This is a genomic window from Sphingopyxis sp. FD7 (assembly GCF_003609835.1).
Classification (GTDB): Bacteria; Pseudomonadota; Alphaproteobacteria; order Sphingomonadales; family Sphingomonadaceae; genus Sphingopyxis.
The window spans coordinates 934,207-954,313 of the sequence record NZ_AP017898.1 but is presented as its reverse complement, the minus strand read 5'-3'; the positions used below and the strand labels follow the sequence as shown (position 1 = coordinate 954,313).

19 protein-coding genes are annotated in these 20,107 nt (G+C 67.4%); 2 read left to right on the top strand and 17 right to left on the bottom strand.

The features are described 5' to 3' along the window. Nucleotides 1–6 precede the first annotated feature (6 nt). Entirely contained in the window at nt 7–819 is an 813-nt protein-coding gene (locus SPYCA_RS04460; protein ID WP_120219108.1) for a hypothetical protein, read from the top strand. Between the two features lie 3 nt (nt 820–822). Here the strand turns inward: SPYCA_RS04460 and phhA are convergent, their stop codons facing one another. The 17 genes from phhA to SPYCA_RS04375 all read right to left on the bottom strand — a co-directional run bounded on the left by phhA (nt 823) and on the right by SPYCA_RS04375 (nt 18,450). Then, a complete protein-coding gene (phhA, locus tag SPYCA_RS04455) occupies nt 823–1,695 on the bottom strand; it encodes a phenylalanine 4-monooxygenase (RefSeq protein WP_120219107.1) in 873 nt (290 codons plus the stop codon). 38 nt (nt 1,696–1,733) lie between these two features. Next, nucleotides 1,734–2,354, bottom strand: a complete 621-nt coding sequence (locus tag SPYCA_RS04450) for a molybdenum ABC transporter ATP-binding protein (RefSeq protein ID WP_120219106.1) — start codon at nt 2,352–2,354, stop codon at nt 1,734–1,736. After that, nucleotides 2,344–3,039, bottom strand: coding sequence for a molybdate ABC transporter permease subunit (modB, locus tag SPYCA_RS04445; protein WP_172595139.1), 696 nt, complete (start codon nt 3,037–3,039; stop codon nt 2,344–2,346). Before modB ends, SPYCA_RS04450 begins: the two co-directional genes overlap by 11 nt. Beyond that, entirely contained in the window at nt 3,039–3,803 is a 765-nt protein-coding gene (gene modA / locus SPYCA_RS04440; protein WP_120219104.1) for a molybdate ABC transporter substrate-binding protein, read from the bottom strand. The genes modB and modA overlap by 1 nt, the downstream gene beginning before the upstream one ends. A 97-nt stretch (nt 3,804–3,900) precedes the next feature. Next, entirely contained in the window at nt 3,901–5,904 is a 2,004-nt protein-coding gene (locus SPYCA_RS04435) for a TonB-dependent receptor family protein (protein WP_120219103.1), read from the bottom strand. A gap of 142 nt (nt 5,905–6,046) precedes the next feature. Beyond that, complete coding sequence (locus SPYCA_RS04430; protein WP_146625087.1) at nt 6,047–6,445, bottom strand: hypothetical protein; 399 nt, start codon at nt 6,443–6,445, stop codon at nt 6,047–6,049. 50 nt (nt 6,446–6,495) lie between these two features. Then, nucleotides 6,496–8,640: an NAD-dependent DNA ligase LigA gene (ligA, locus tag SPYCA_RS04425; RefSeq protein WP_120219101.1), complete on the bottom strand. Its 2,145-nt coding sequence runs from the start codon at nt 8,638–8,640 to the stop codon at nt 6,496–6,498. Nucleotides 8,641–8,650: 10 nt separating this feature from the next. Beyond that, nucleotides 8,651–9,337 carry a GNAT family N-acetyltransferase gene (locus SPYCA_RS04420; protein WP_172594973.1) on the bottom strand — a complete coding sequence of 229 codons (687 nt, stop codon included), beginning with the start codon at nt 9,335–9,337 and terminating at the stop codon, nt 8,651–8,653. Then, complete coding sequence (gene recN / locus SPYCA_RS04415; RefSeq protein WP_120219100.1) at nt 9,334–11,004, bottom strand: DNA repair protein RecN; 1,671 nt, start codon at nt 11,002–11,004, stop codon at nt 9,334–9,336. Before recN ends, SPYCA_RS04420 begins: the two co-directional genes overlap by 4 nt. 32 nt (nt 11,005–11,036) lie before the next feature. Then, nucleotides 11,037–11,831, bottom strand: coding sequence for an outer membrane protein assembly factor BamD (locus tag SPYCA_RS04410; protein WP_120219099.1), 795 nt, complete (start codon nt 11,829–11,831; stop codon nt 11,037–11,039). Nucleotides 11,832–11,928: 97 nt separating this feature from the next. Beyond that, the gene (locus SPYCA_RS04405; protein ID WP_120222147.1) at nt 11,929–12,621 is read right to left on the bottom strand and encodes a peptidylprolyl isomerase; all 693 of its coding nucleotides are present in this window, start codon (nt 12,619–12,621) and stop codon (nt 11,929–11,931) included. A gap of 297 nt (nt 12,622–12,918) precedes the next feature. Continuing rightward, nucleotides 12,919–15,219, bottom strand: coding sequence for a polyribonucleotide nucleotidyltransferase (gene pnp, locus SPYCA_RS04400; protein WP_120219098.1), 2,301 nt, complete (start codon nt 15,217–15,219; stop codon nt 12,919–12,921). A 263-nt stretch (nt 15,220–15,482) separates the two neighbouring features. Then, nucleotides 15,483–15,752 (bottom strand): 30S ribosomal protein S15, encoded by a 270-nt coding sequence (gene rpsO / locus SPYCA_RS04395; protein ID WP_120222146.1) that lies wholly within the window; start codon nt 15,750–15,752, stop codon nt 15,483–15,485. Between the two features lie 24 nt (nt 15,753–15,776). After that, complete coding sequence (gene truB, locus SPYCA_RS04390) at nt 15,777–16,733, bottom strand: tRNA pseudouridine(55) synthase TruB (protein WP_120219097.1); 957 nt, start codon at nt 16,731–16,733, stop codon at nt 15,777–15,779. Between the two features lie 32 nt (nt 16,734–16,765). Further along, nucleotides 16,766–17,170, bottom strand: a complete 405-nt coding sequence (locus SPYCA_RS04385; protein WP_232003523.1) for a DUF6491 family protein — start codon at nt 17,168–17,170, stop codon at nt 16,766–16,768. A gap of 157 nt (nt 17,171–17,327) precedes the next feature. Next, complete coding sequence (locus tag SPYCA_RS04380; protein WP_120219096.1) at nt 17,328–17,864, bottom strand: GNAT family N-acetyltransferase; 537 nt, start codon at nt 17,862–17,864, stop codon at nt 17,328–17,330. Continuing rightward, the gene (locus SPYCA_RS04375) at nt 17,857–18,450 is read right to left on the bottom strand and encodes a thymidine kinase (protein ID WP_120219095.1); all 594 of its coding nucleotides are present in this window, start codon (nt 18,448–18,450) and stop codon (nt 17,857–17,859) included. The genes SPYCA_RS04380 and SPYCA_RS04375 overlap by 8 nt, the downstream gene beginning before the upstream one ends. 56 nt (nt 18,451–18,506) lie before the next feature. Here SPYCA_RS04375 and SPYCA_RS04370 point away from each other — a divergent pair, with 56 nt between their 5' ends. After that, nucleotides 18,507–20,096 carry an AbgT family transporter gene (locus tag SPYCA_RS04370; protein ID WP_120219094.1) on the top strand — a complete coding sequence of 530 codons (1,590 nt, stop codon included), beginning with the start codon at nt 18,507–18,509 and terminating at the stop codon, nt 20,094–20,096. Nucleotides 20,097–20,107 lie beyond the last annotated feature (11 nt).

Sequence of the window (20,107 nt, the reverse complement as noted above, 5' to 3'; positions counted from 1 at the left end):
TCGGCCATGAGCCTGTTTACCGCCATCGCCCTGCTCGCCGCCGCGCCCATTGCCGGCGACGATCCCGATTCGATCATCGTCACGGGGACGCCGCTGACCCGCGAGGAAGCAAAGAAGCGCGCGGCCGAATATGTGCGCCGCTCCGGGGTCGTGCAGCTCAAACCGCTCGCGCGATGGGTAGACCCTGTTTGTCCACACACAATAGGGGTCGACGATCATGTGGCCGCGATCGTCAATGCACGCGTCCGCGCCGTCGCCGCTGCGGCGGGTGCCGATGTCGCCCCAGCCGAATGCCGACCCAATATCGTCGTCGCTTTCAGCGCGGACGGGCGCGCGCTCGCGCGTGCGGCGCGCCGCAAGGCGCCCCAACAGTTCGCCGAGCTAGGGCCCGTGGCGCGCGACCGCGTGCTCGACGGAACGGGTGCGATCCGCTGGTGGTATACGACGCGCGACGAGAGCCGCGACGGCATGCCGATCAATGATTATTATATAAAGCTCTATAACAGCAGCATCGTCAGCACGCAGGTCGTGCGGGCGCTGCAGACCGCGACGGTCGTGATCGACGTCCATCAGGCCGACGGCACCCCGCTTGACTCGGTCGCCTCCTACGCCGCCATGGTCGCGCTCGCCGAATTCCGGAGCAATCCCCCGCCGCCGAAGGAGTCGATCCTCTCGCTGTTCGACGGCGAAACCGAGCGCCGCGAACTGTCGCGCCACGACGCGGCGCTGCTCCGCGGTATCTATACCGTGCCGCCCGACCGCGAAGCCTTTCAGCAGCGGCGTCAGCTGATATCGACGGTGCGCAAGGAAAGCGAGTGAACGTCAGCCGCTCTTGGCGAGGGCATATTCCTGCGTGCCGCGGGTGACCACCGCGTCGCCGGGCAAGATGTCGGCAATCGGGATCGGCGGCAGCGCGGCGTTCGCGGCATAGAGCGGCGCGAAGTCGGTGTTCACGGTCACGTCGAGCAACTGTTCGAGGCTGTCGATCACAAAATAATTCTGCTGAAAATCGTCAATCCGGTAATCGGTGCGCATCACGCGCGCGAGGTCGAAGCCGATGCGGTTCGGGCTGTCCGATTCAAGCGCAAAAATGCTTTCCGCATAGGAGGAAACGATGCCCGCGCCATAGATGCGCAAGGCCCCGGCTTCGCGGATCAGCCCGAATTCGACCGTGTACCAGTAAAGCCGCGCCAGCTGTTTCAGCGCATCGAACTTCAGACTGCGCAGGCCTCCTTCCCCATAGGCCACCATATAGTCGGCGAACACCGGGTCGGCGAGCATCGGAACATGACCGAACACGTCATGAAAGACATCGGGTTCCTGGAGGTAATCGAGCTGGTCGGGGGTACGGATGAAATTGCCCGCGGGAAAGCGCCGGTTCGCGAGATGGTCGAAAAACACGTCGTCGGGCACCAGTCCCGGCACCGCCACGACCTGCCACCCGGTCGCCGCCATCAGCCGCGCGTTGAGCTCGCGGTAATCGGGGATGCCCGGCTTTTCGAGCTTGAGCACGTCGATGCCGCGCAAGAATGCCTCCGAAGCGCGACCGGGCAGCATCGCCGACTGGCGCGCGAACAGCCGGTCCCACATCGCATGTTCGGCGGCGGTGAAGGCGTCCCAGTTCTGCGGAATCGTCCAGTCGGCCGCGGCGCCCGACGGCGGCGTTTCGTGAACGTGGGTAAAATGGCTTTCCATGGGCTGACTTCTATCACAAATATGGTTTCAAGTGAAACTTATTCGCCGATCGGCACGATCTCGGTCGCCAGCCGTTCGACCTCGGCGCGGTCGTGGCTGACGTAGAGGATCGGCACGCGCAGCTCGTCGCGGATGCGCTCGATCACGGCCATGATCTCGTCGCGCCGCGCGGCGTCGAGCGACGCGAGCGGTTCGTCCATCAGCAGCAGTTCCGGCCCCGCGAGCAGCGCACGCCCGATCGCGACCCGCTGCGCCTCGCCGCCCGACAGGCTTTGCGGCCAGCGCCCCAGCAGATGGTCGATGCCGAGGAAGGCCATCGCCTCGTCGAACCCCATCCAGCGGTGCGCGGGGCCTGCAAGATCATGACCATAAAGCAGGTTCGCGCGCACGCGCTTGTGCGGAAAGAGCCGTCCGTCCTGAAAGACATAGCCGATGCGCCGCGCCTCCGGCGCCAGATCGACGCCGGGACCGAACAAGCTGCGTTCGCCGACGCGGATATGGCCGCGATCGGGGCGGAGCAGTCCGGCGACCATGTTGAGGATAGTCGTCTTGCCCGCCCCCGACGGCCCGAACAGCGCCGTCAGCCCCGGCCCTGCGGCGAAGCGCGCGGCGATGCTGCGCTCGCCCAGCCGCTTCTCGACGTCGATATCAATCGCCACGCCGCGCCCTTTCGCCGTGCGTGCGGCGCACGAGCCATTCGGAGAGGACCAGCGCGCCGAGCGACAGCGCCACCGACAGCAACGCAAGCCGCGTCACCATCGTCTCGCCGCCGGGCGTCTGGAGCGCCGAATAGATGGCGAGCGGCAAGGTGCGCGTCTCGCCCGGAATGTTCGAGACAAAGGTGATCGTCGCGCCGAACTCGCCGATCGAGCGCGCGAAGCCGAGGACGAGCGCCGCGAGGATGCCGGGGAGCGCAAGCGGCAGGCTGATCGTGCGAAACGCGTGCCAGCGTCCGGCGCCCAATGTGCGGGCCGCGCCCTCCAGCCGCCGGTCGATCCCCTCGATCGACAGCCGCATCGCGCGCACCATCAGGGGCAGCGCCATGATCGCCGCCGCGAGCGCCGCGCCGGTCCAGCGGAATATCAGGGTGACGCCGAACCAGTCCTCAAGCCAGCGTCCCACTGGCCCGGCTGGACCGAAAGCGATGAGCAGCAGCCAGCCGGTGACGACCGGCGGCAGCACGAGCGGCAGGTGGACGAGCGCATCGACAAGCATCCGGCCGGGGAAACGATGACGCGCGAGCAACCACGCGATCAGGAAGGCGAGCGGCAGCGTCGCGAGCACCGCGAGCCCGCCGACCTTGAGCGACAGCGCGACGATCCCCCATTCCTCCGCCGACAGCATCACGGCGCCGAAAAGCCGTGGCGCGTAAAGATCGCACGACCCTGTGTGGACAGAAGGAAGGCGCGGAAAGCCGCGGCATCGCGGTGCCGTGAGGCCTTCAACACCGCCACCGGATAACGGATCGGCGGATGACTCGCCGCTGGAAATGTGCCGAGAATGCGCACCGCCTTCGACGCGCGCGCGTCGGTGGCATAGACGATGCCGAGCGGCGCGGCGCCCCGCTCGACCAGCACCAGCGCGGCGCGGACATTTTCGGCGGGCGCGAGTCGGCCCGCGACGCTGCGCCAGACGCCGAGATGGGTCAGCGCCGCCTTCGCATAACGCCCGGCGGGCACCGCGTCGGGATCGGCCATCGCGAGACGGCCGGAGCCGAGTGCGCGGGCGAGCGGAAAGCCGCGTGCCGGGCTCAGCCGCACGCGGCTGCGCGCGGGCGCGATGAGCACGAGCCGGTTGCCGAACAGCGTCGCGCGCGTCCCCGCGCGGAGCCGCCCCGCCCTCGCCACCGCATCCATCCACGGCTCGTCGGCTGACAGAAAGAGGTCGGCCGGCGCCCCCGCGATCACCTGCCGCGCGAGCGCCGACGACGCCGCGAAGGACAGAATGGGCCGGGAATGCCCGCGCGCCGCCCAGACGTCCGCCGCTTCGGTGAGCGATTCCTGCAGGCTCGCCGCCGCAAGCACCACCGGGCCGCGCCCGTGGGCCGCCGCGGCGGGCGTCAGCGACAAGAAGGCGAACGCGACCAGCAGGCGAAGGACAGGGACCATCCGTCCGCTATAGGCGCGCCGAGCCTCCGACCGCAACGCCGAGCCAGCGCGCCGCGCGAAGCAACGCGCTTGCCGGGCGCCGGTCATCGCCTCCCGATCAGAAGCGCGCGCGGACGCCGACCGCTATGGCGCGGCGCTCGACGGGGTAATAAATGGCCGAGGCATCGGTCACGGCGATCGCCGCGCTGATGTCGCCGATCGCCTTTTTGCCCGTGATGTTGCGCACGTCGACAAAGGCGTCGACCCCCTCCGCCAGCCGCGCGCCGCCGGTCACGCCGACCAGCGCATAGCCGGGGGTGCGAACCTGGTTGCGATAGTCGGCATAGGGTCCATCGGGCACCCATTCGACATTCGGCGCCATATGCAGCGCGTCGGTGCCGATGCGCGCCTCTGCACGGTAGACGTGGCGCGGCACCACCGGCAGGCGGTTGTCGCCATAGTCGGCATCATCGCGGAAGCGGAAATTGCTGGAGGTATAGACCTGACGGAGCCGCAGCCAGACGGCCGGTTTGACCTCGAACGCCGCCTCTATCCCCTCATGCCGCGTGCGCCCCGCGTTGAAGGTCGACGCCGGGATCGCCGGGCCGACATTATACTGGAGCAGCTCGCCCTTGATGTCGCTGCGATAGAGGGTGATGTCCCAGCTGACCGGCCCAGCCCGGCCGCGCGTGCCGACCTCCGCCGTCCACGCGCGCTGCGGATCGAGCGGGACGAAGCTCGCGATCTGCGCAAGCTCGCTGAACCCCGGAAACTCGACCGAGCGGCTGTAGTTGGCATAGATTTGCGCCCCCGCCACCGGCTCGAACAACAGGCCGAACCTGGGCGAGAAAGCGTTGAAATCGGCGCGGGCGACGGTGCCATTCTGCGTCGGTGCTGCGCTGTTCCGGTTGATGCGCTGCTTGCGCATCCCGTCGGCGTAAATGCCGCCCGCGATCAGCGACAGCCTGTCAACGGGCTTCAAACGGACTTCGCCATAGACTGTCGCCGCGTGCGCATCGAGATCGGCGTCGAAGGTCGCCGCACCGCGCTTTCCCGCGAGGTTCGCAAAGCGCTTCGACCTGGTGTCGCCGACGCGCAATTCGCCGCCCAGCGTCGCTTCGATCAGATCATCCATATAGTCGAGCCGGACATATCCGCCACGGTCGGTGCTGTCCTGGTCGATCACCTGAAAGATCGGGTGATAGAGCCGCTTGGCGTTGACAAAGACGCCGACGTCGACGCGGAGCGCGCCCCAATCGAAGCGTGTGCGGTTCTGGATACGCAGCGAATCGATGTCGCGCGCATTGTCGCCCGCGATGCTGCCCGAATTCGCCATGCGCGGAGCCGTCAGCGCCTGTTCGCGCGTCAGCGCGCCGGGGATGTCCTGATTGATATTGTTGAAGCTGACATAGAGGCGGTTCGATATCAGGTCGCTGAACTGCATCCCGACATTGCCGTGGAAGCGGAAGCCGCGCCGCGCCACATGCTCGCGGTCGCCGTCCGACGTGTCGGCACTGACCGCGCCCCAGGCGTCGACCCGCTGGCCCACAGCCCCCGCGGAAATCAGGCCGCGATAGCTGCCGAAGCTGCCGACATCGCCGCGCAGGTAAAAGCCTGTCGCCGTACGCCCGGTCGGCGTCACGCCATTGACCGCGCCGCCCAGTGTTCCCGACCCGAAACGCAGCGCATTTGCCCCGCGATAGACCTCCAGATGGTCGAAGAAGATCGGTTCGAGTTCCTGGAAATCGCCGTTATCGTCGGCCAGGTTGATCGGCACGCCATCCTGCAACAGCGTGAGGCCGCGCATGTGAAAGCCGCGCGACAGTCCCGATCCGCGGATCGAAATGCGCACCTCCTGCCCATAGCGCGGCTGGAGATAGACGCCGGGCGAAAAGGCGAGCGTGTCGCGCAAGCTGACAATGGATTTATCCGCATAATCCTGATGGCTGACGACATCGGCGCCACCCGCGGTCTTTTGGACACGCGCTTCGGCTTCGTTGGTCAGTTGCGGCGCAGTGACGATGATAGTGCTGTCCGCCGCTTCGTCGGCGTGCGCAGGAACGGCGGCAAGGCAGGTGGCGAGCGCGAGCAAGCGCGCCGCGCGAGTGGCGAATTTGGTCATGGAAATATCTTCCCCGGAAAACTGGCATGGAGCCGCGTAAAAGGGCGCGGCAAATCACTCGTCATTCCGGCGAAGGCCGGAATCTCGACGGCGCATCGGGGCGCAAGGGCGAGACCCCGGCTTTCGCCGGGGTGACGAGGCGTCAGCTTAGGGAAGGTGGTCCGGTACTGGGCGGCAGCGGCGATGCGATGCCGGGGGCAAAGCCCAGTGACGGCAGCGCAAGCGGCGCGGGCTCGGCTCCCATCGGCGCGGCAACCAGAACCGGCAGGTCGGGAACGATCGGCGCAGTGGCCAGCGCACCCCACGGGCAATGCTGCTGCCCCTCCGCCATGTCGTGCTCGCCGGTCTTTTCGATCGGGATCGGGATCGTCATCGTCGCGCCGGGATTGGCGGGGTCCGAACAGATGCGCACGGTGATCGACCCGTTTGCATCGCTTTCGATCATCCAGCCCGGCGCGACGAGCATCCGCGCCGCGAGCGCCAGCAGCACGGGCAGCAGGAGCAGGATGCCGGGACGGCGAAAGGCGGCGAGCAGGGTCACGGCGCGCGCCTTATGGCGCGCCTGCGCGGCTGGCAAGTGGGCGGATTGCCCTATCCCGCCGCCGCGACGATCGCCGCCCATTCGGCCTCGTCGATCACGCGGATGCCGAGCGCCGCCGCCTGCTTGAGCTTCGACCCCGCGCCGGGACCGGCGACGACGAGGTCGGTCTTGGCGCTGACGCTGCCCGCGGCCTTCGCGCCCAGCGCCTCGGCCTGCGCCTTGGCTTCGTCGCGGCTCATCGTCTCGAGCTTGCCGGTGAAAACGACGGTCTTGCCCGACACCTCGCTGTCGCGCGTTTCGACCACATAGGGCGGCGGCGACACTTCGGAGAGCAGATCGTTCCACAGCGCGCGATTATGCGGTTCGTGAAAGAAGTCGCCGAGCGCTTCGGCAACCGCGGGGCCGATGCCGTCGGCGCGCACCTCCAGGATCGCCTTGATCGCGTCGAGCTTGCGCGCCGCATATCTGCCGTCGGATTCGCCCTCTTCGCGCGGATTGGCGGCGATCCAGGCACCCAGTTCGGCCGCCTTGTCGGGAAGCCGCGCGATGTCGCCGATCCCCTTCAGCAGATCGCGCGCGGTCACCGCCCCGATATGGCGGATGCCGAGCCCGAAGAGCAGGCGCGCGGCGTCGGGCTGCCGCTTCGCCTCGATCGCCGCGAGCAGATTGTCGACCGACTTTTCCTTCCATCCCTCGCGCGCGAGCAGCGCTTCGCGATGATTTTTCAGGCGGAATATGTCGGCCGGCCCCTTGTCGAGCCAGCCGAGCGCCAGAAACTCGGCGATGCTCTTTTCGCCCAGCCCCTCGATGTCGAGCGCGCCGCGGCTGACGAAGTGGCGCAGCCGCTCGAACTTCTGCGCGTTGCAGATCAGCCCGCCGGTGCAGCGCACATCGACCTCGCCCTCCTCGGCCACCGCCTCGCTGCCGCACACCGGGCAATGGTCGGGAAAGACATAAGGTTCGCGCGCTTCGTCGCGCGTCAGATTCTCGACGACCTGCGGGATCACGTCGCCCGCACGCTGGATGACGACGCGGTCGCCGGGACGCACGCCGAGGCGCGCGATTTCATCGCGATTGTGAAGCGTGACGTTGGAGACGACGACCCCGCCGACCGTAACGGGGGTCAGCCGTCCCACCGGCGTCAGCTTCCCCGTGCGTCCGACCTGAATGTCGATCGCTTCCAGCGTCGTCTGCGCGCGTTCAGCGGGGAACTTGTGGGCGACCGCCCAGCGCGGCGCCTTGGCGACGAACCCCAACCGCGCCTGCCAGTCGAGCCGGTCGACCTTGTAGACGACGCCGTCGATGTCATAGGGCAGCTCGGCCCGCTCGGCCTCGATCATCCGGTAATGGTCGAGCAGGTCGGCAACGCCGTCGCAGCGCCGCAGCAGCGGCGACACGGGCACCCCCCAGCTTTCGATCGCCTTCATCACCCCAAATTGCGTGTCGGCGGGCAGCGCGCTCACCTCGCCCCAGCCGTGCGCGAGGAAGCGCAGCGGGCGCGACGCGGTGACGCTTGCGTCCTTCTGGCGCAGCGATCCCGCGGCGGCGTTGCGCGGATTGGCGAACTGGCGCGCCTTTTCGGGATCGTCGGCCTCGGCGAGCAGCCGCGCGTTGAGCGCCGCAAAATCGGCCTTCGCCATATAGACCTCGCCGCGGATCTCGAAGATGTCGGGGATGTCGCCCGCCAGCTCGTCCGGAATGTCGGTAATCGTCCGCACGTTCGGCGTGACATCCTCGCCCACCGTCCCGTCGCCGCGCGTTGCCGCCTGCACCAGCACGCCTTTTTCATACCGCAGCGAGCAGGACAGCCCGTCGATCTTGTCCTCGGCGGTGAACGCGACCTGCTCGCCCTCGCCGAGATTGAGGAAGCGCCGCACGCGCGCCGCAAACTCCTCGACGTCCTCCGCCGCAAAGGCATTGTCGAGGCTCATCATCCGCTGCGCGTGCGTCACCTTCGCGAGCGGCGAGGCCTCGACCGCGGCTCCCACGAGCTTGTTCGGGCTGTCGGCGCGGATCAGGTGCGGAAAGGCCTCCTCCAGCGCATTGTTGCGGCGGACGAGCGCGTCATAATCGGCGTCCGAAATCTCCGGGCTGTCTTCGGCGTGATAAAGTTTGTTGTGACGCGCGATCGTTTTCGCGAGCCGCATCAGCTCGTTCGCGGCCTCGGCCTCGGTCAGCGATTCGACGTCTTTCATCTTAAAGCCCCTACCGCGCGATCACCAGCACATGCACCTGTCGCCGGATGCGAAAGCCCAGGGATTCATAGAGCGCGATCGCGCCCGCATTATCCGCATAGCTGTGCAGGAAAGGCGTTTCGCCGCGCGCCACCATTTCGCGCATGACATGGCCGATCAGCGCGCGCGCCAGCCCGCGGCCGCGGCAATCGGCCCAGGTCGCGACGCCGCTGACTTCCGCCATGCCGGACATCAGCATCCTCTGCCCCGCCATCGCGAGCAGGCGGCCGTCCTCGCGAACCCCAAAAAAGGGACCGTAGCGGTGCGTCGCCGGTCCCCACGGTCCCGGCTTGGCATGATCGGCGAGCGCGGCCATTTCGGGCGCATCCGTATCGCGGAGCGCGACGATCGGCGGTTCGCCGTCGCGCGGCGGCGGCGGGGGTCCGTCGGCAACCATCTGCGCCAGCACCGCGCGCTTCACCTCGCGCACCCCCGGCGGCACCGGCCAGGGGTCGCCCTCGACGATCCAGAGTTCGCCGTCGGCGGGCACCAGCGCGGCCAGCGCCGCCTGCGCCCCGGCGCCCGTATCGGCGGCGACCCCGAACACGCCATAATCGCGGTCGATCCTGAGCGCGCGCGCGTCGCCCTCCGCCAGATGCGCCTGTCGGCCGGTGAGCATCGACCAGACGGGGCGGTCGAGGGGGTGGGGCGAGGTCACGCCGCCACCTCCAGCAGCCGCTCCGCCTGTGCCCTTGCTTCCTCGGTCACCTCCGCCCCCGACAGCATCCGCGCGATTTCTTCGCGGCGGCCGCGATCGTCGAGCGCGTGGACGCTGGTGCGCGTGATGGTCCCCTCGCTCGATTTGGCGATGATGAAGTGGAACGCGCCCTTGGCCGCGACCTGCGGGCTGTGCGTCACCGCGAGCAATTGCTTGCCCGCACCGGCCAGTCGCGCCAGCCGCTCGCCGATCGCGCTTGCCACCGCGCCGCCGACGCCGCGGTCGATCTCGTCGAAGATGATCGTGTCGGCGCCGCCCTCTTCGGCGAGCGCGACCTTCAATGCGAGGATGAAGCGCGACAATTCGCCGCCGCTCGCGATCCTGGCGAGCGGGGCAAAGGGCGCGCCGGGGTTGGTCGCGATCAGGAACTCGACGCGGTCCATACCATCGGCGCCCCAGCGGTCGGCGGGAAGCCGCTCGACAAGCGTTTGGAACCGCGCGGCGTCGAGCTTCAGCGGCGCCAGCTCGCCCGCGACCGCCGCGTCGAGCCGCGCCGCCGCCTTCGTGCGCTGATCGGAGAGCGCCGTCGCGGCATGGGTATAAGCGGCGGCCGTCTCGGCGACCGCGGCTTCAAGCTTCGCAAGGCCCGCGCTGCCGCCCTCGATCGCGTCGAGCCGCGCGGCGAGCGTGCCGGTGAGTTCGGCGAGTTCGTCCGGCTGGCATCCATGCTTGCGCGCCATCGCGCGCAGCTCGAACAGCCGCGTCTCGGCCGCCTCGAGCCGTTCGGGGTCATATTCCAGCGCGCGCGCCGCCTCGTGCAGCTTCGTCTCCGCCTCGTCGGCCTCGATGATCGCGCGGTCGAGCGCGGCGAGCGCCTCGGCGAGCAGCACATGGTCGCCCGCAAGCCGGTCGAGCCGCCGCGCCGCGCCGCGCAGCAGCGCGGGGCCGCCCTCGCTGCCGTCGAAGACTTCAAGGATCGCGCCGAGGTCGCCCGCGAGCCGTTCGCCCTTCTGCATCGCGGCGCGCGCTTCGGCGAGTTCGGCCTCTTCGCCCGGTTGCGGAGCGAGCGCCCGCAGTTCGGCGACGCAATGTGCGAGCCATTCGCGGTCGCGCTCGGCCTCGGCGATGGCCGCGCGCGCGGCGGAAAGCTTCGCCTCGGCGGCGCGCCACGCGGCATGGGCGGCGGCGACCGCGGCGGTGTCGGCGCGTGCATAGGCGTCGAGCAGCGCGCGGTGCCCCGCGGGCGCGAGCAAGCCGCGGTCGTCATGCTGGCCATGGATTTCGACCAGATGCGCTCCGACCTCGCGCAGCAGCGCCGCTGAACAGGGCTGGTCGTTCAGAAAGGCGCGGCTGCCGCCGTCGGCTTTCAGCGTGCGACGCACGATCAGCGGCTCGCCCGGTTCCTGCACCAGGTCATTTTCGGCGAGCAGCGCAGCGAGCGGGCTGCCCGCGGCGGGCGCGGTGAAGCTCGCGGTGACCTGTGCTTGCCCGCTCCCCTGCCGCACCAGCGCGCTGTCGGCGCGCGCGCCGAGCGCGAGGCCCAGCGCGTCGAGCAGGATCGATTTCCCCGCCCCCGTCTCGCCGGTCAGCACGCCCAGCCCGGCCTCGAAGTCGAGGTCGAGCCGTTCGATGAGAACGATGTTGGCGATGGACAATGCGGTCAGCACGCGCCGTCCTTACCGCAGAACAAAGCCAGAATCTATGCGCTCGGCGCGTGCTTCTGCATCAGCTTGTACGCGCGCTCATACCATTCATTGCCCGGATAGTTGGCGCCGAGCACCGCCGCCGATTTCTTCGCTTCTTCGGGAATGCCAAGCGCGAGATAGGATTCGGTCAACCGGTAGAGCGCCTCGGGCGCGTGGCTGGTCGTCTGATATTTGTCGACGACCTCGCGAAAGCGGATCGACGCGGCGAGCCAGTTCGAGCTGCGCTGATAGAAACGCCCGATTTCCATCTCCTTGCCCGCGAGATGATCCTGCACCAGGTCGAGCTTCAGCCGCGCGTCGGCGGCATAGCGGCTGTCGGGATAGCGGCGGACGATTTCGCCGAGCGCCGCCTGCGCCTGCTGCGTGATCCGCTGGTCGCGCGTCACGTCGCTGATCTGCTCATAATAGCTGAGCGCGATCAGATAATAGGCATAGGGCGCGTCCTTGTTGCCCGGATGAATCGCGAGGAAGCGCTGCGCGGCTTCGATCGCCGGGGTATATTCGCGGTCCATATAATAGCTGAACGAGCTCATCAGCTGCGCGCGGCGCGCCCAGGGCGAATAGGGGTGCTGACGTTCGACTTCATCGAACAGCGCGGCGGCGAGACCATATTGCCCGCGGTCGAGCCGATCCTGCGCGGCGCGGTAGAGCGTGTTGACGTCGCGCGCGACATAGCGCGTGTCCTGCTTGACTCCCCCGCCCCCGGCGCAGGCCGCGAGCATGGGCGTGATCACGAATGCGGCGGCGAGCAGGCGCGCGGCGGCGCGCGAAGGTGCAAAATGAGTCATGCGCGCGGTATAGCCACAGCGCGGATGAACGCAAAATAAATGATGGCCGCCCGGTCGGGTTTCGGCGTCGCCTTGCGGGAATAAGCGGCGGGACGAGTCATCCCGCTTTGACCACGCAGCCCTCTGGCGCATCGGCGGGCGCGGGGACGCGGCGCGCCGTCCTTATCGTCACATGCGGGTCAAGAATCTGCCCCGCCATCACCCCCTCGCCCGCGGTGGGCGATATCGGCGCGTTGAAGATTGCTGCGGCGACATCGGCGCCCGCGACGATTTCGCCGAACACCGCAAAGCCCGCCCCGTCACCCCCCGGCGCATCGGCGTCGAACCCCTTGATGTCGGAGAGCAGCAGGAAAAAGTCGGTGGTTGCGTCGCCGGGATTGAGCCGCGCCATCGACAGCGCGCCCTTGCAATTGGTCAGGCCCGTCGTCGTCGTCGGCTCGTGCGCGATGGGCGGAAAGTTCCGGCGCGCATCGCCGCGATTGCCCGCCTGGATCAACTGGTTCGCAGGCCCCCAGCTGCGGGTCGAGCGATAGAATTGGAACCCGTCCATCCGCTTCGTATCGACATAGCGAAGGAAATTGGCGGCGGTGACCGGCGCGCGCTTGTCCTCGATCCGCACGGTGATCGTGCCGAGATCGGTGGTGAGTGCGACATGGGGCCGCGTGTCGGCCTCGACGACCGGCGTGACGGGCGCGGGCACCGGCGGCACGGGCGGCGGCAACTGCGTGGCCTGCGGCGGAGCCGACGGCGATTGGGCGGCGAAGAAGAAGGCGAAGACAAGGTTCAGCATGACCCCGATCATAAACGCAACTGCGCCGCCGACGCGAGTGCTTTCCTGTCGCGCGGCGACGGGCCGGGCCGACCGGCTGGAAAGGCGCACCTCGACGTGATCGAGGCGCGCGCGGAACCGAACCAACGTCGTTGCGGGGCAATTGGGTTCGGCCGCGCGCACTCCATGCCGGGCCGCCGTCCGCCCCCTTTCGGGCGGGGACCGACCTTGTCCGCTCCCCAGCCCAAAACCGCCATTCCGCCAAAGGAAAAGGGGCCGCCTCTCGGCAGCCCCTTCCCTGTTCGCTGATCGAAAGACTCAGTCCTTCAGGAAATCGGGCACATGGCCCTGGTCTTCCGGACCTTCGCTGCGTTCGCGGCGGGGCCCACGATCGCCGCCGTCGCGACGCGGGCCACGGTCGCGGCCGCCGCGGCCGCGGTCGCCGCCGTCACGGCGCGGGCCGCGATCGCCCCGGTCACCGCGCTCGCGCGGTTCGCGCGCCGGGCGGGTGTCTTCGAGTTCCTCGCCGGTATCCTGATCGACGACGCGCATCGACAGGCGGACCTTGCCGCGCGGATCGATCTCGAGCACCTTGACCTTGACCTCCTGCCCTTCGGACAGGACGTCGGCGACCTTTTCGACGCGCTCGTTCCTGATTTCCGAGACATGGACGAGGCCGTCCTTGCCGCCCATGAAGTTCACGAACGCCCCGAAATCGACAAGATTGACGACCTTGCCGTCATAGATTTTGCCGACTTCGGCTTCCTCGACAATGCCCGCGATCCACTTGCGCGCGGCCTCGATCTGGTCGAGGTCGCTCGACGAAATCTTGATGAGGCCTTCGTCGTCGATGTCGACCTTGGCGCCGGTGGTCGCGACGATCTCGCGGATCACCTTGCCGCCGGTGCCGATGACGTCGCGGATCTTCGCCTTGTCGATCTGCATCGTTTCGATGCGCGGCGCGTGCGCCGACAATTCGCTGCGGACTTCGCCGAGCGCCTTGTTCATCTCGCCCAGGATGTGCGCGCGGCCTTCCTTGGCCTGCGCGAGCGCGGCCTCGAAGATTTCGCGCGTGATGCCCGCGATCTTGATGTCCATCTGCATCGTGGTGATGCCTTCGGACGTGCCCGCGACCTTGAAATCCATGTCGCCGAGATGATCCTCGTCGCCCAGGATATCGCTGAGGATCGCATAATCCTGGCCCTCGAGGATCAGGCCCATCGCGATGCCCGAGACGGGACGCTTGATCGGCACGCCGGCGTCCATCATCGCGAGCGAACCGCCGCACACCGACGCCATCGACGACGAACCGTTCGATTCGGTGATGTCGCTGGTCAGGCGGATCGTGTAGGGGAACTCGTCCTTCGTCGGCAGCACCGGATGCAACGCGCGCCACGCAAGCTTGCCATGACCGACTTCGCGGCGGCCGGGCGCGCCGAAGCGGCCGACTTCACCGACCGAATAGGGCGGGAAGTTATAGTGCAGCATGAAATGCTGATATGACAGCCCGTTGAGGCCGTCGATCATCTGTTCGGCATCCTTGGTGCCGAGCGTGCAGGTCGCGATCGTCTGCGTCTCGCCGCGGGTGAACAGCGCCGAGCCGTGCGCGCGGGGCAGGAAGTGCGTTTCGGCGACGATCGGGCGGATCTGCGTGGTGGTGCGGCCGTCGATGCGCTTGCCTTCCTTCAGGATCGCGGTGCGGACGATTTCGGCTTCGAGCTTCTTGGTGAGCTTGATGCCCGCCATCACCGCCTGCGGGTCGAGCCCGTCTTCGGCGAACATCGCCTTCGCCTTGTCGCGCGCCGCGTTGAGGGCGTTCGAGCGCGCCGACTTGTCGGTGAGCTTGTAGGCGGCCGCAATATCCTTGCCGATCAGCTTCTTGAGCTTGTCCTTGAGCGCGGCATTGTCGTCCGAAGGCGCGATCTCCCAGGGTTCCTTCGCGGCCTGTTCGGCGAGCTTGATGATCGCCTTGACGACCTCCTTGCACGCATCGTGCGCGAACATCACCGCGCCCAGCATGACCTCTTCCGACAGCTCATTGGCTTCGGATTCGACCATCATCACCGCGTCGTGCGTCGCCGCGACGACGAGGTCGAGGTCGCCTTCGGCAACCTGTTCGTCGGTGGGGTTGAGGATATATTCGCCGTTCAGATAACCGACGCGCGCCGCGCCGATGGGGCCCATGAAGGGGACGCCCGAGATGGTGAGCGCGGCCGATGCGGCGACCATCGCGAGGATGTCGGGCTCATTGTGGCCATCATAGCTCAGAACCTGGGCAATGGCGTTGATTTCGTTATAGAAACCTTCGGGGAACAGCGGGCGGATCGGACGGTCGATCAGACGGCTGACCAGGGTTTCCTTTTCGGTCGCGCCGCGTTCGCGCTTGAAGAAGCCGCCCGGGATGCGCCCCGCGGCCGAGTATTTTTCCTGATAATGGACGGTGAGCGGAAAGAAATCCTGCCCCTCCTTCACCGACTTCGCGGCGGTCACGGCGCACAGCACGACCGTTTCGCCCAGCGTCGCCATCACGGCGCCGTCGGCCTGACGGGCAACCTTGCCCGTTTCGAGCGTCAGCGTTTCACCGCCCCACTCGATCGATACTTTTTTCACGTCAAACATGCTTTTTCCTTCGCCCGCCGGGCCCTATGCCGGGCGGGGCCTCTGATTCCGGGCAATCCGGCCCGGGGCGGTGTAGGGCGTCTGTCTGCCCTATGGCGGCCCCGCCGGATGCGGGAGCGGCCCTTGTTCTTTGTGTCGCCCCCGCGAAGGCGGGGGGCCGCTGGCGGGATGAGGCTTCGGCTTGATCCCGCCCTGGATCCCCGCCTGCGCGGGGATAACGCAATACGTAAACGGCCCCCGTTACCGGGGGCCGAACGATTGCGTTACTTGCGAAGGCCCAGCTTCGCGATCAGCGCCGAATAGCGGGCCTCGTCCTTCTTCCTGAGATAGTCGAGGAGGCTGCGGCGCTTGTTGACCATCATCAACAGGCCGCGGCGGCTGTGGTTGTCCTTGTGGTGCGCCTTGAAATGCTCGGTCAGCGCGTTGATGCGGTCCGTGAGGATCGCAACCTGGACTTCCGGCGAACCGGTGTCGCCCGTTGCACGGGCATTGTCCTTGATGACTTCGGCTTTGCGCTCGGCGGTAATCGACATAATTTCTTCCTCGAACATCGTGTCTTACAGATTGAAGCCCCGCACGACCTTCAGCGTTCCCGCCAAAGCCTCGATCAAGGCAACGGGCCGGTTTTCGGCGTCGCGTCCCCAATAGAGCCCGTCGTGCGTGCTAACCCCGGTCCAGACGCGACCCTGACGGATCGCCCCTGCCGCTTCCGGGGAAAGGTCAAGAGCCGGGATGTCGACCAGCCCTGCCTCGAACGGCAGAAATACTTCTGATTGCGCGGCCCCTTGGCCGAAAGCGTTCAATTTGTCCAGCGAAATCGCCTGTTCGAGCGTAAATGGCCCGGCTTTCGTCCGGCGGAGCATCGTGACATGGCCGACACTGCCGACGGCGCGGGCAATGTCGCGCGCGAGCGAGCGGATATAGGTGCCCTTTGAGACATGGGCGGTGAGAGTGATCGAATCCAACCACGCTTCCCCACCCTCGTCACCCCGGACTTGATCCGGGGTCCATCCGGCGCCCGCGGCAATGGATGCCGGATCAAGTCCGGCATGACGAAGCGAGTATATCGTCACCCCCCGCGCCTTCATCTCGACGGCCTCGCCCTTGCGCGCGCGGTCATAAGCCCGCTCCCCGTCGATCTTGATCGCCGAATAAGCCGGAGGCACCTGCTCGATCGGCCCGGTGAAGCGCGGCAGCACCGCCTCGATGTCCGCCAGCGTCGGCCGCACGTCGCTCACCGCCACGATGTCACCCTCGGCATCGAGGCCCGCGGTTTCGGTCCCGAAGGCGATGGTGAAATCATAGACCTTGCTCGCATCGAGCATCCGTCCGGTGAGCTTCGTCGCCTCACCCAGCGCGATCGGCAGCACCCCCGACGCGAGCGGGTCGAGCGTGCCGCCATGGCCCACCTTGACCTTGCCCAGCCCCGCCTCGCGGCACACGCGCTTGACCGCGCCGACCGCCTGCGTCGATCCGAGCCCCATGGGTTTGTCGAGAATGATCCAGCCGTCCACGGGGGCGCGCTAGGCGCGCCGGGCCGCGCTTGTCAATTTGCCGCGGGCTTTTCGCCCATGATGTCCTTCGACTTGTCGCGCTTCGACGGCGGCGGCGCGGAGGTCACGAAGGAGGAGAGCGGGCAGCGCTCGCCGCGCACGATGATCGCCGAAAAACGGTCGAGCCGCGCCGCGCCGCGCGTTTCGACGCCGATCGCATGGGCGAAGTCGATGTCGCGGCAATATCCCGCAAAGGCGCCATAATACCAGTCGCCGCGGCGGTCCTGGATCCAGACGCCGCGTTCGCCATCGGCGCGCCAGTTGCGGATCGAGCTGTCGCTCGGAAAGACGATGCTCGATTCGACGCCGAGCGCGCGCGGTTCCCCGGCGGGCTCGTCGGCCGCCGCGACCGAAAGGGGAAGGAGCGCAGCGGCCAGGGAGAGTGCGAGTATCTTCATGGCGACTCGTCTAGCAGGAGCAGGCTGAACCAGCGCTGACCCTGCTGCGGCCGTCATTGCGAGGAGCCGAAGGCGACGCGGCAATCTCCAGCTTTTTGGCCGTGCACAAGGTCGATAGCTGGAGATTGCTTCGCTGCGCTCGCAATGACAAAGCCTGTTATCCGGCCCACTCCCCCGCCAAGATCGACCACAGCCCCGTATCGCGCACATGCCCGGTCCAGGTGATCCGCTCGGCGCGCAGCACGCCTTCCTTGGTGCAGCCAAGCTTGGCGACCGCCGCCTGCGACCGCCCGTTCCGCTCGTCGATGCGGAACTCGACGCGGCGGATGCCGACAGCGAACGCATGATTAAGCATCAGCCGCTTGACCCGGCCGTTGAGCCCGGTGCCGCGCGCAGCGGGATGGATATAGCTGTTGCCCAGCTCGATCGTCTGCGCCGACATATCGGGACGCAGCCACGCGGTCATGCCGACGAGCGTTTCGCGGTCGAAAATGGCATAGGGCATCCGGCTTTCATGCCCGACGAGCGCGGTGAAGCTCGCGTCGAAATGCTCGGGGTCATAGCTCGACGAATAGATCGGCCAGATGTCAGGATCGGCGGCGCAGGCGACGCGCAGCGCTTCGCGATGCGCCTCGGCGAGCTTGACGAGCCGAAGGTCGCCGTCGGCAAGCTCGACATAAAGCCGGTCAAGCATCACCCGCCGCCTCGCGCCGCTTTTGCATGAAATGCCGCCGGCACATCGCGACATAGCGGTCGTTGCCGCCGATTTCGGTCTGCGCGCCTTCGACCACCGCGCGGCCGCTTTCATCGACGCGCAGGTTCATCGTCGCCTTGCGCCCGCATTCGCACACGGCTTTGAGTTCGACGAGCGCATCGGCGAGGCCGAGCAAGGCCGCCGAGCCCGGAAACAGGTTGGCGGCGAAATCGGTGCGCAGGCCATAGCAGAGCACCGGGATATTCGCCTCGTCGGCGAGCCGTGCCAGCTGCAACACCTGCTCGCGCGACAGAAATTGCGCCTCGTCGACGAGCACGCAGGCGAGCGGCCGCTCGGCATTCTCCGCAGTCACCGCCGCAAACAAATCGCTGTCGGGGTCGAACTTGTGCGCCTCGGCCATCAGCCCGATGCGGCTCGTCACCTGCCCCGTGCCATAGCGGTCGTCGAGCGCCGCGGTCCACAGCATTGTCTCCATGCCGCGCTCGCGATAGTTGAAATCCGCCTGCAACAGCGTGGTCGATTTGCCTGCGTTCATGCTGGCATAATAAAAGTAGAGCTTGGCCATGGCCCGGCTATAGTCGGCGCCACGCGAACGACAAGCCGATCGAAAAGGGATTGAGGATGACCGACAGCACCGCCGCCGCCACGCCGCCGCAAAAGGGCGTGCTGGGATGGATCGAACGGGTCGGCAACCGCCTGCCCGATCCCGTGGTGCTGTTTCTGTGGCTCGTCGGCATGCTTGTCGTCATTTCGGCGATCGCGTCGGCGGCGGGCTGGTCGGCGCTGCACCCGACCGAGGTGGATCCCGAAACCGGGCGACAGAAAGTCATCGCTGCAACGAGCCTGCTCAGCGCCGACAATATCGCGCGGCTGTGGGTCGAAATGCCCGCGACCTTCACCCATTTCCATCCGCTCGGCTATGTGCTCGTCGTCATGCTCGGCGCGGGCGTGGCCGAGCGCAGCGGCCTGTTCGGCACCGCGATGCGCGCGAGCGTGCGCGGCGCGCCGAAATGGATGCTCACCCCGCTGGTCGCCTTTGTCGCGATGATGGGCAATCTCGCCGCCGACGCCGCCTATGTCGTGCTGATCCCGCTTGCGGCGGTGATCTATCACGCCGCCGGGCGCCATCCCGTCGCGGGGATCGCCGCGGCCTTTGCGGGCGTATCGGGCGGCTTTTCGGCCAATCTGCTGCCGGGCCAGCTCGACGCCTTGCTGTTCGGCATCACCGAGGCCGCGGTCGAAACGGTGTTCGGCGACTGGCAGGCGAATATCGCGGGCAACTGGTATTTCATCGCGGCGATGCTCTTCATCTTCCTGCCGGTCATCTGGTACGTCACCGACCGTATCATCGAGCCGCGCCTTGGCGCCTATGTCCCCGCCGGTCTCGCGGCGAAGGGCGACATCGGCGAACAGGACCGTCCGCTGAACGACGGCGAGCGCAAGGGGCTGCGCCACGCCGGCCTCGCGATCCTCCTGGTCATCGGGCTGTGGCTGCTCTTCACGCTCGGCCCCGGCACGCCATTGATCGCCGAGGACGGACCGCCCGAGGGCCGCTTCACCCCCTTCTACCAGTCGCTCGTCGCGGGCTTTTTCCTGCTCTTCCTGCTCGCCGGCTGGGCCTATGGCCGCGCCACCGGCGTCGTCGGCAACCACCGCGACCTGGTTAAGATGATGAGCGAATCGATGGGCGACATGGCCTATTATCTCGTCCTCGCCTTTGCCGCGGCGCATTTCGTCGCGATGTTCGCCTGGTCGAACCTCGGCCTCATCCTCGCCGTCCATGGCGCCGACGGGCTGAAAGCGATGGACCTGCCCGCGCCCGTGCTGCTCGCCGCCATCGTGCTGCTGACCGCCGCGCTCAACCTGTTTGTCGGGTCGGCAAGCGCCAAGTGGGCGCTACTCGCACCCGTCCTCGTGCCCATGCTGATGCTGCTCGGCATCAGCGCCGAAATGACGACCGCGGCCTATCGCGTCGGCGACGGGTCGACCAACATCATCACCCCGCTGATGGTCTATTTCCCGCTGATCCTGATTTTCTGCCAGCGCTGGCAACCGAGCTTCGGGCTGGGCAGCCTTGCCGCGACGATGCTGCCCTATTCGATCGGGCTGCTCGTCACCGGCACGGCGCTGGTGATCGGCTGGGTCGCGCTCGACCTCCCCCTCGGGCCAGGCGCGAGCGTGCATATCCCGGTGCCGACCTCGGCGCCCTGACCGGGCGGCTC

Coding starts and splice junctions, on each gene's coding strand:
- modB (WP_172595139.1), bottom strand. CDS start 3,039: ATGCTGTCGGCGGAGGAATGGGGGATCGTCGCGCTGTCGCTCAAGGTC.
- SPYCA_RS04380 (WP_120219096.1), bottom strand. CDS start 17,864: ATGCTTGACCGGCTTTATGTCGAGCTTGCCGACGGCGACCTTCGGCTC.
- SPYCA_RS04375 (WP_120219095.1), bottom strand. CDS start 18,450: ATGGCCAAGCTCTACTTTTATTATGCCAGCATGAACGCAGGCAAATCG.
- SPYCA_RS04405 (WP_120222147.1), bottom strand. CDS start 12,621: ATGCTGAACCTTGTCTTCGCCTTCTTCTTCGCCGCCCAATCGCCGTCG.
- phhA (WP_120219107.1), bottom strand. CDS start 1,695: ATGGAAAGCCATTTTACCCACGTTCACGAAACGCCGCCGTCGGGCGCC.
- modA (WP_120219104.1), bottom strand. CDS start 3,803: ATGGTCCCTGTCCTTCGCCTGCTGGTCGCGTTCGCCTTCTTGTCGCTG.
- pnp (WP_120219098.1), bottom strand. CDS start 15,219: ATGTTTGACGTGAAAAAAGTATCGATCGAGTGGGGCGGTGAAACGCTG.
- SPYCA_RS04370 (WP_120219094.1), top strand. CDS start 18,507: ATGACCGACAGCACCGCCGCCGCCACGCCGCCGCAAAAGGGCGTGCTG.
- SPYCA_RS04385 (WP_232003523.1), bottom strand. CDS start 17,170: ATGAAGATACTCGCACTCTCCCTGGCCGCTGCGCTCCTTCCCCTTTCG.
- ligA (WP_120219101.1), bottom strand. CDS start 8,640: ATGAAAGACGTCGAATCGCTGACCGAGGCCGAGGCCGCGAACGAGCTG.
- SPYCA_RS04435 (WP_120219103.1), bottom strand. CDS start 5,904: ATGACCAAATTCGCCACTCGCGCGGCGCGCTTGCTCGCGCTCGCCACC.
- rpsO (WP_120222146.1), bottom strand. CDS start 15,752: ATGTCGATTACCGCCGAGCGCAAAGCCGAAGTCATCAAGGACAATGCC.
- SPYCA_RS04410 (WP_120219099.1), bottom strand. CDS start 11,831: ATGACTCATTTTGCACCTTCGCGCGCCGCCGCGCGCCTGCTCGCCGCC.
- SPYCA_RS04460 (WP_120219108.1), top strand. CDS start 7: ATGAGCCTGTTTACCGCCATCGCCCTGCTCGCCGCCGCGCCCATTGCC.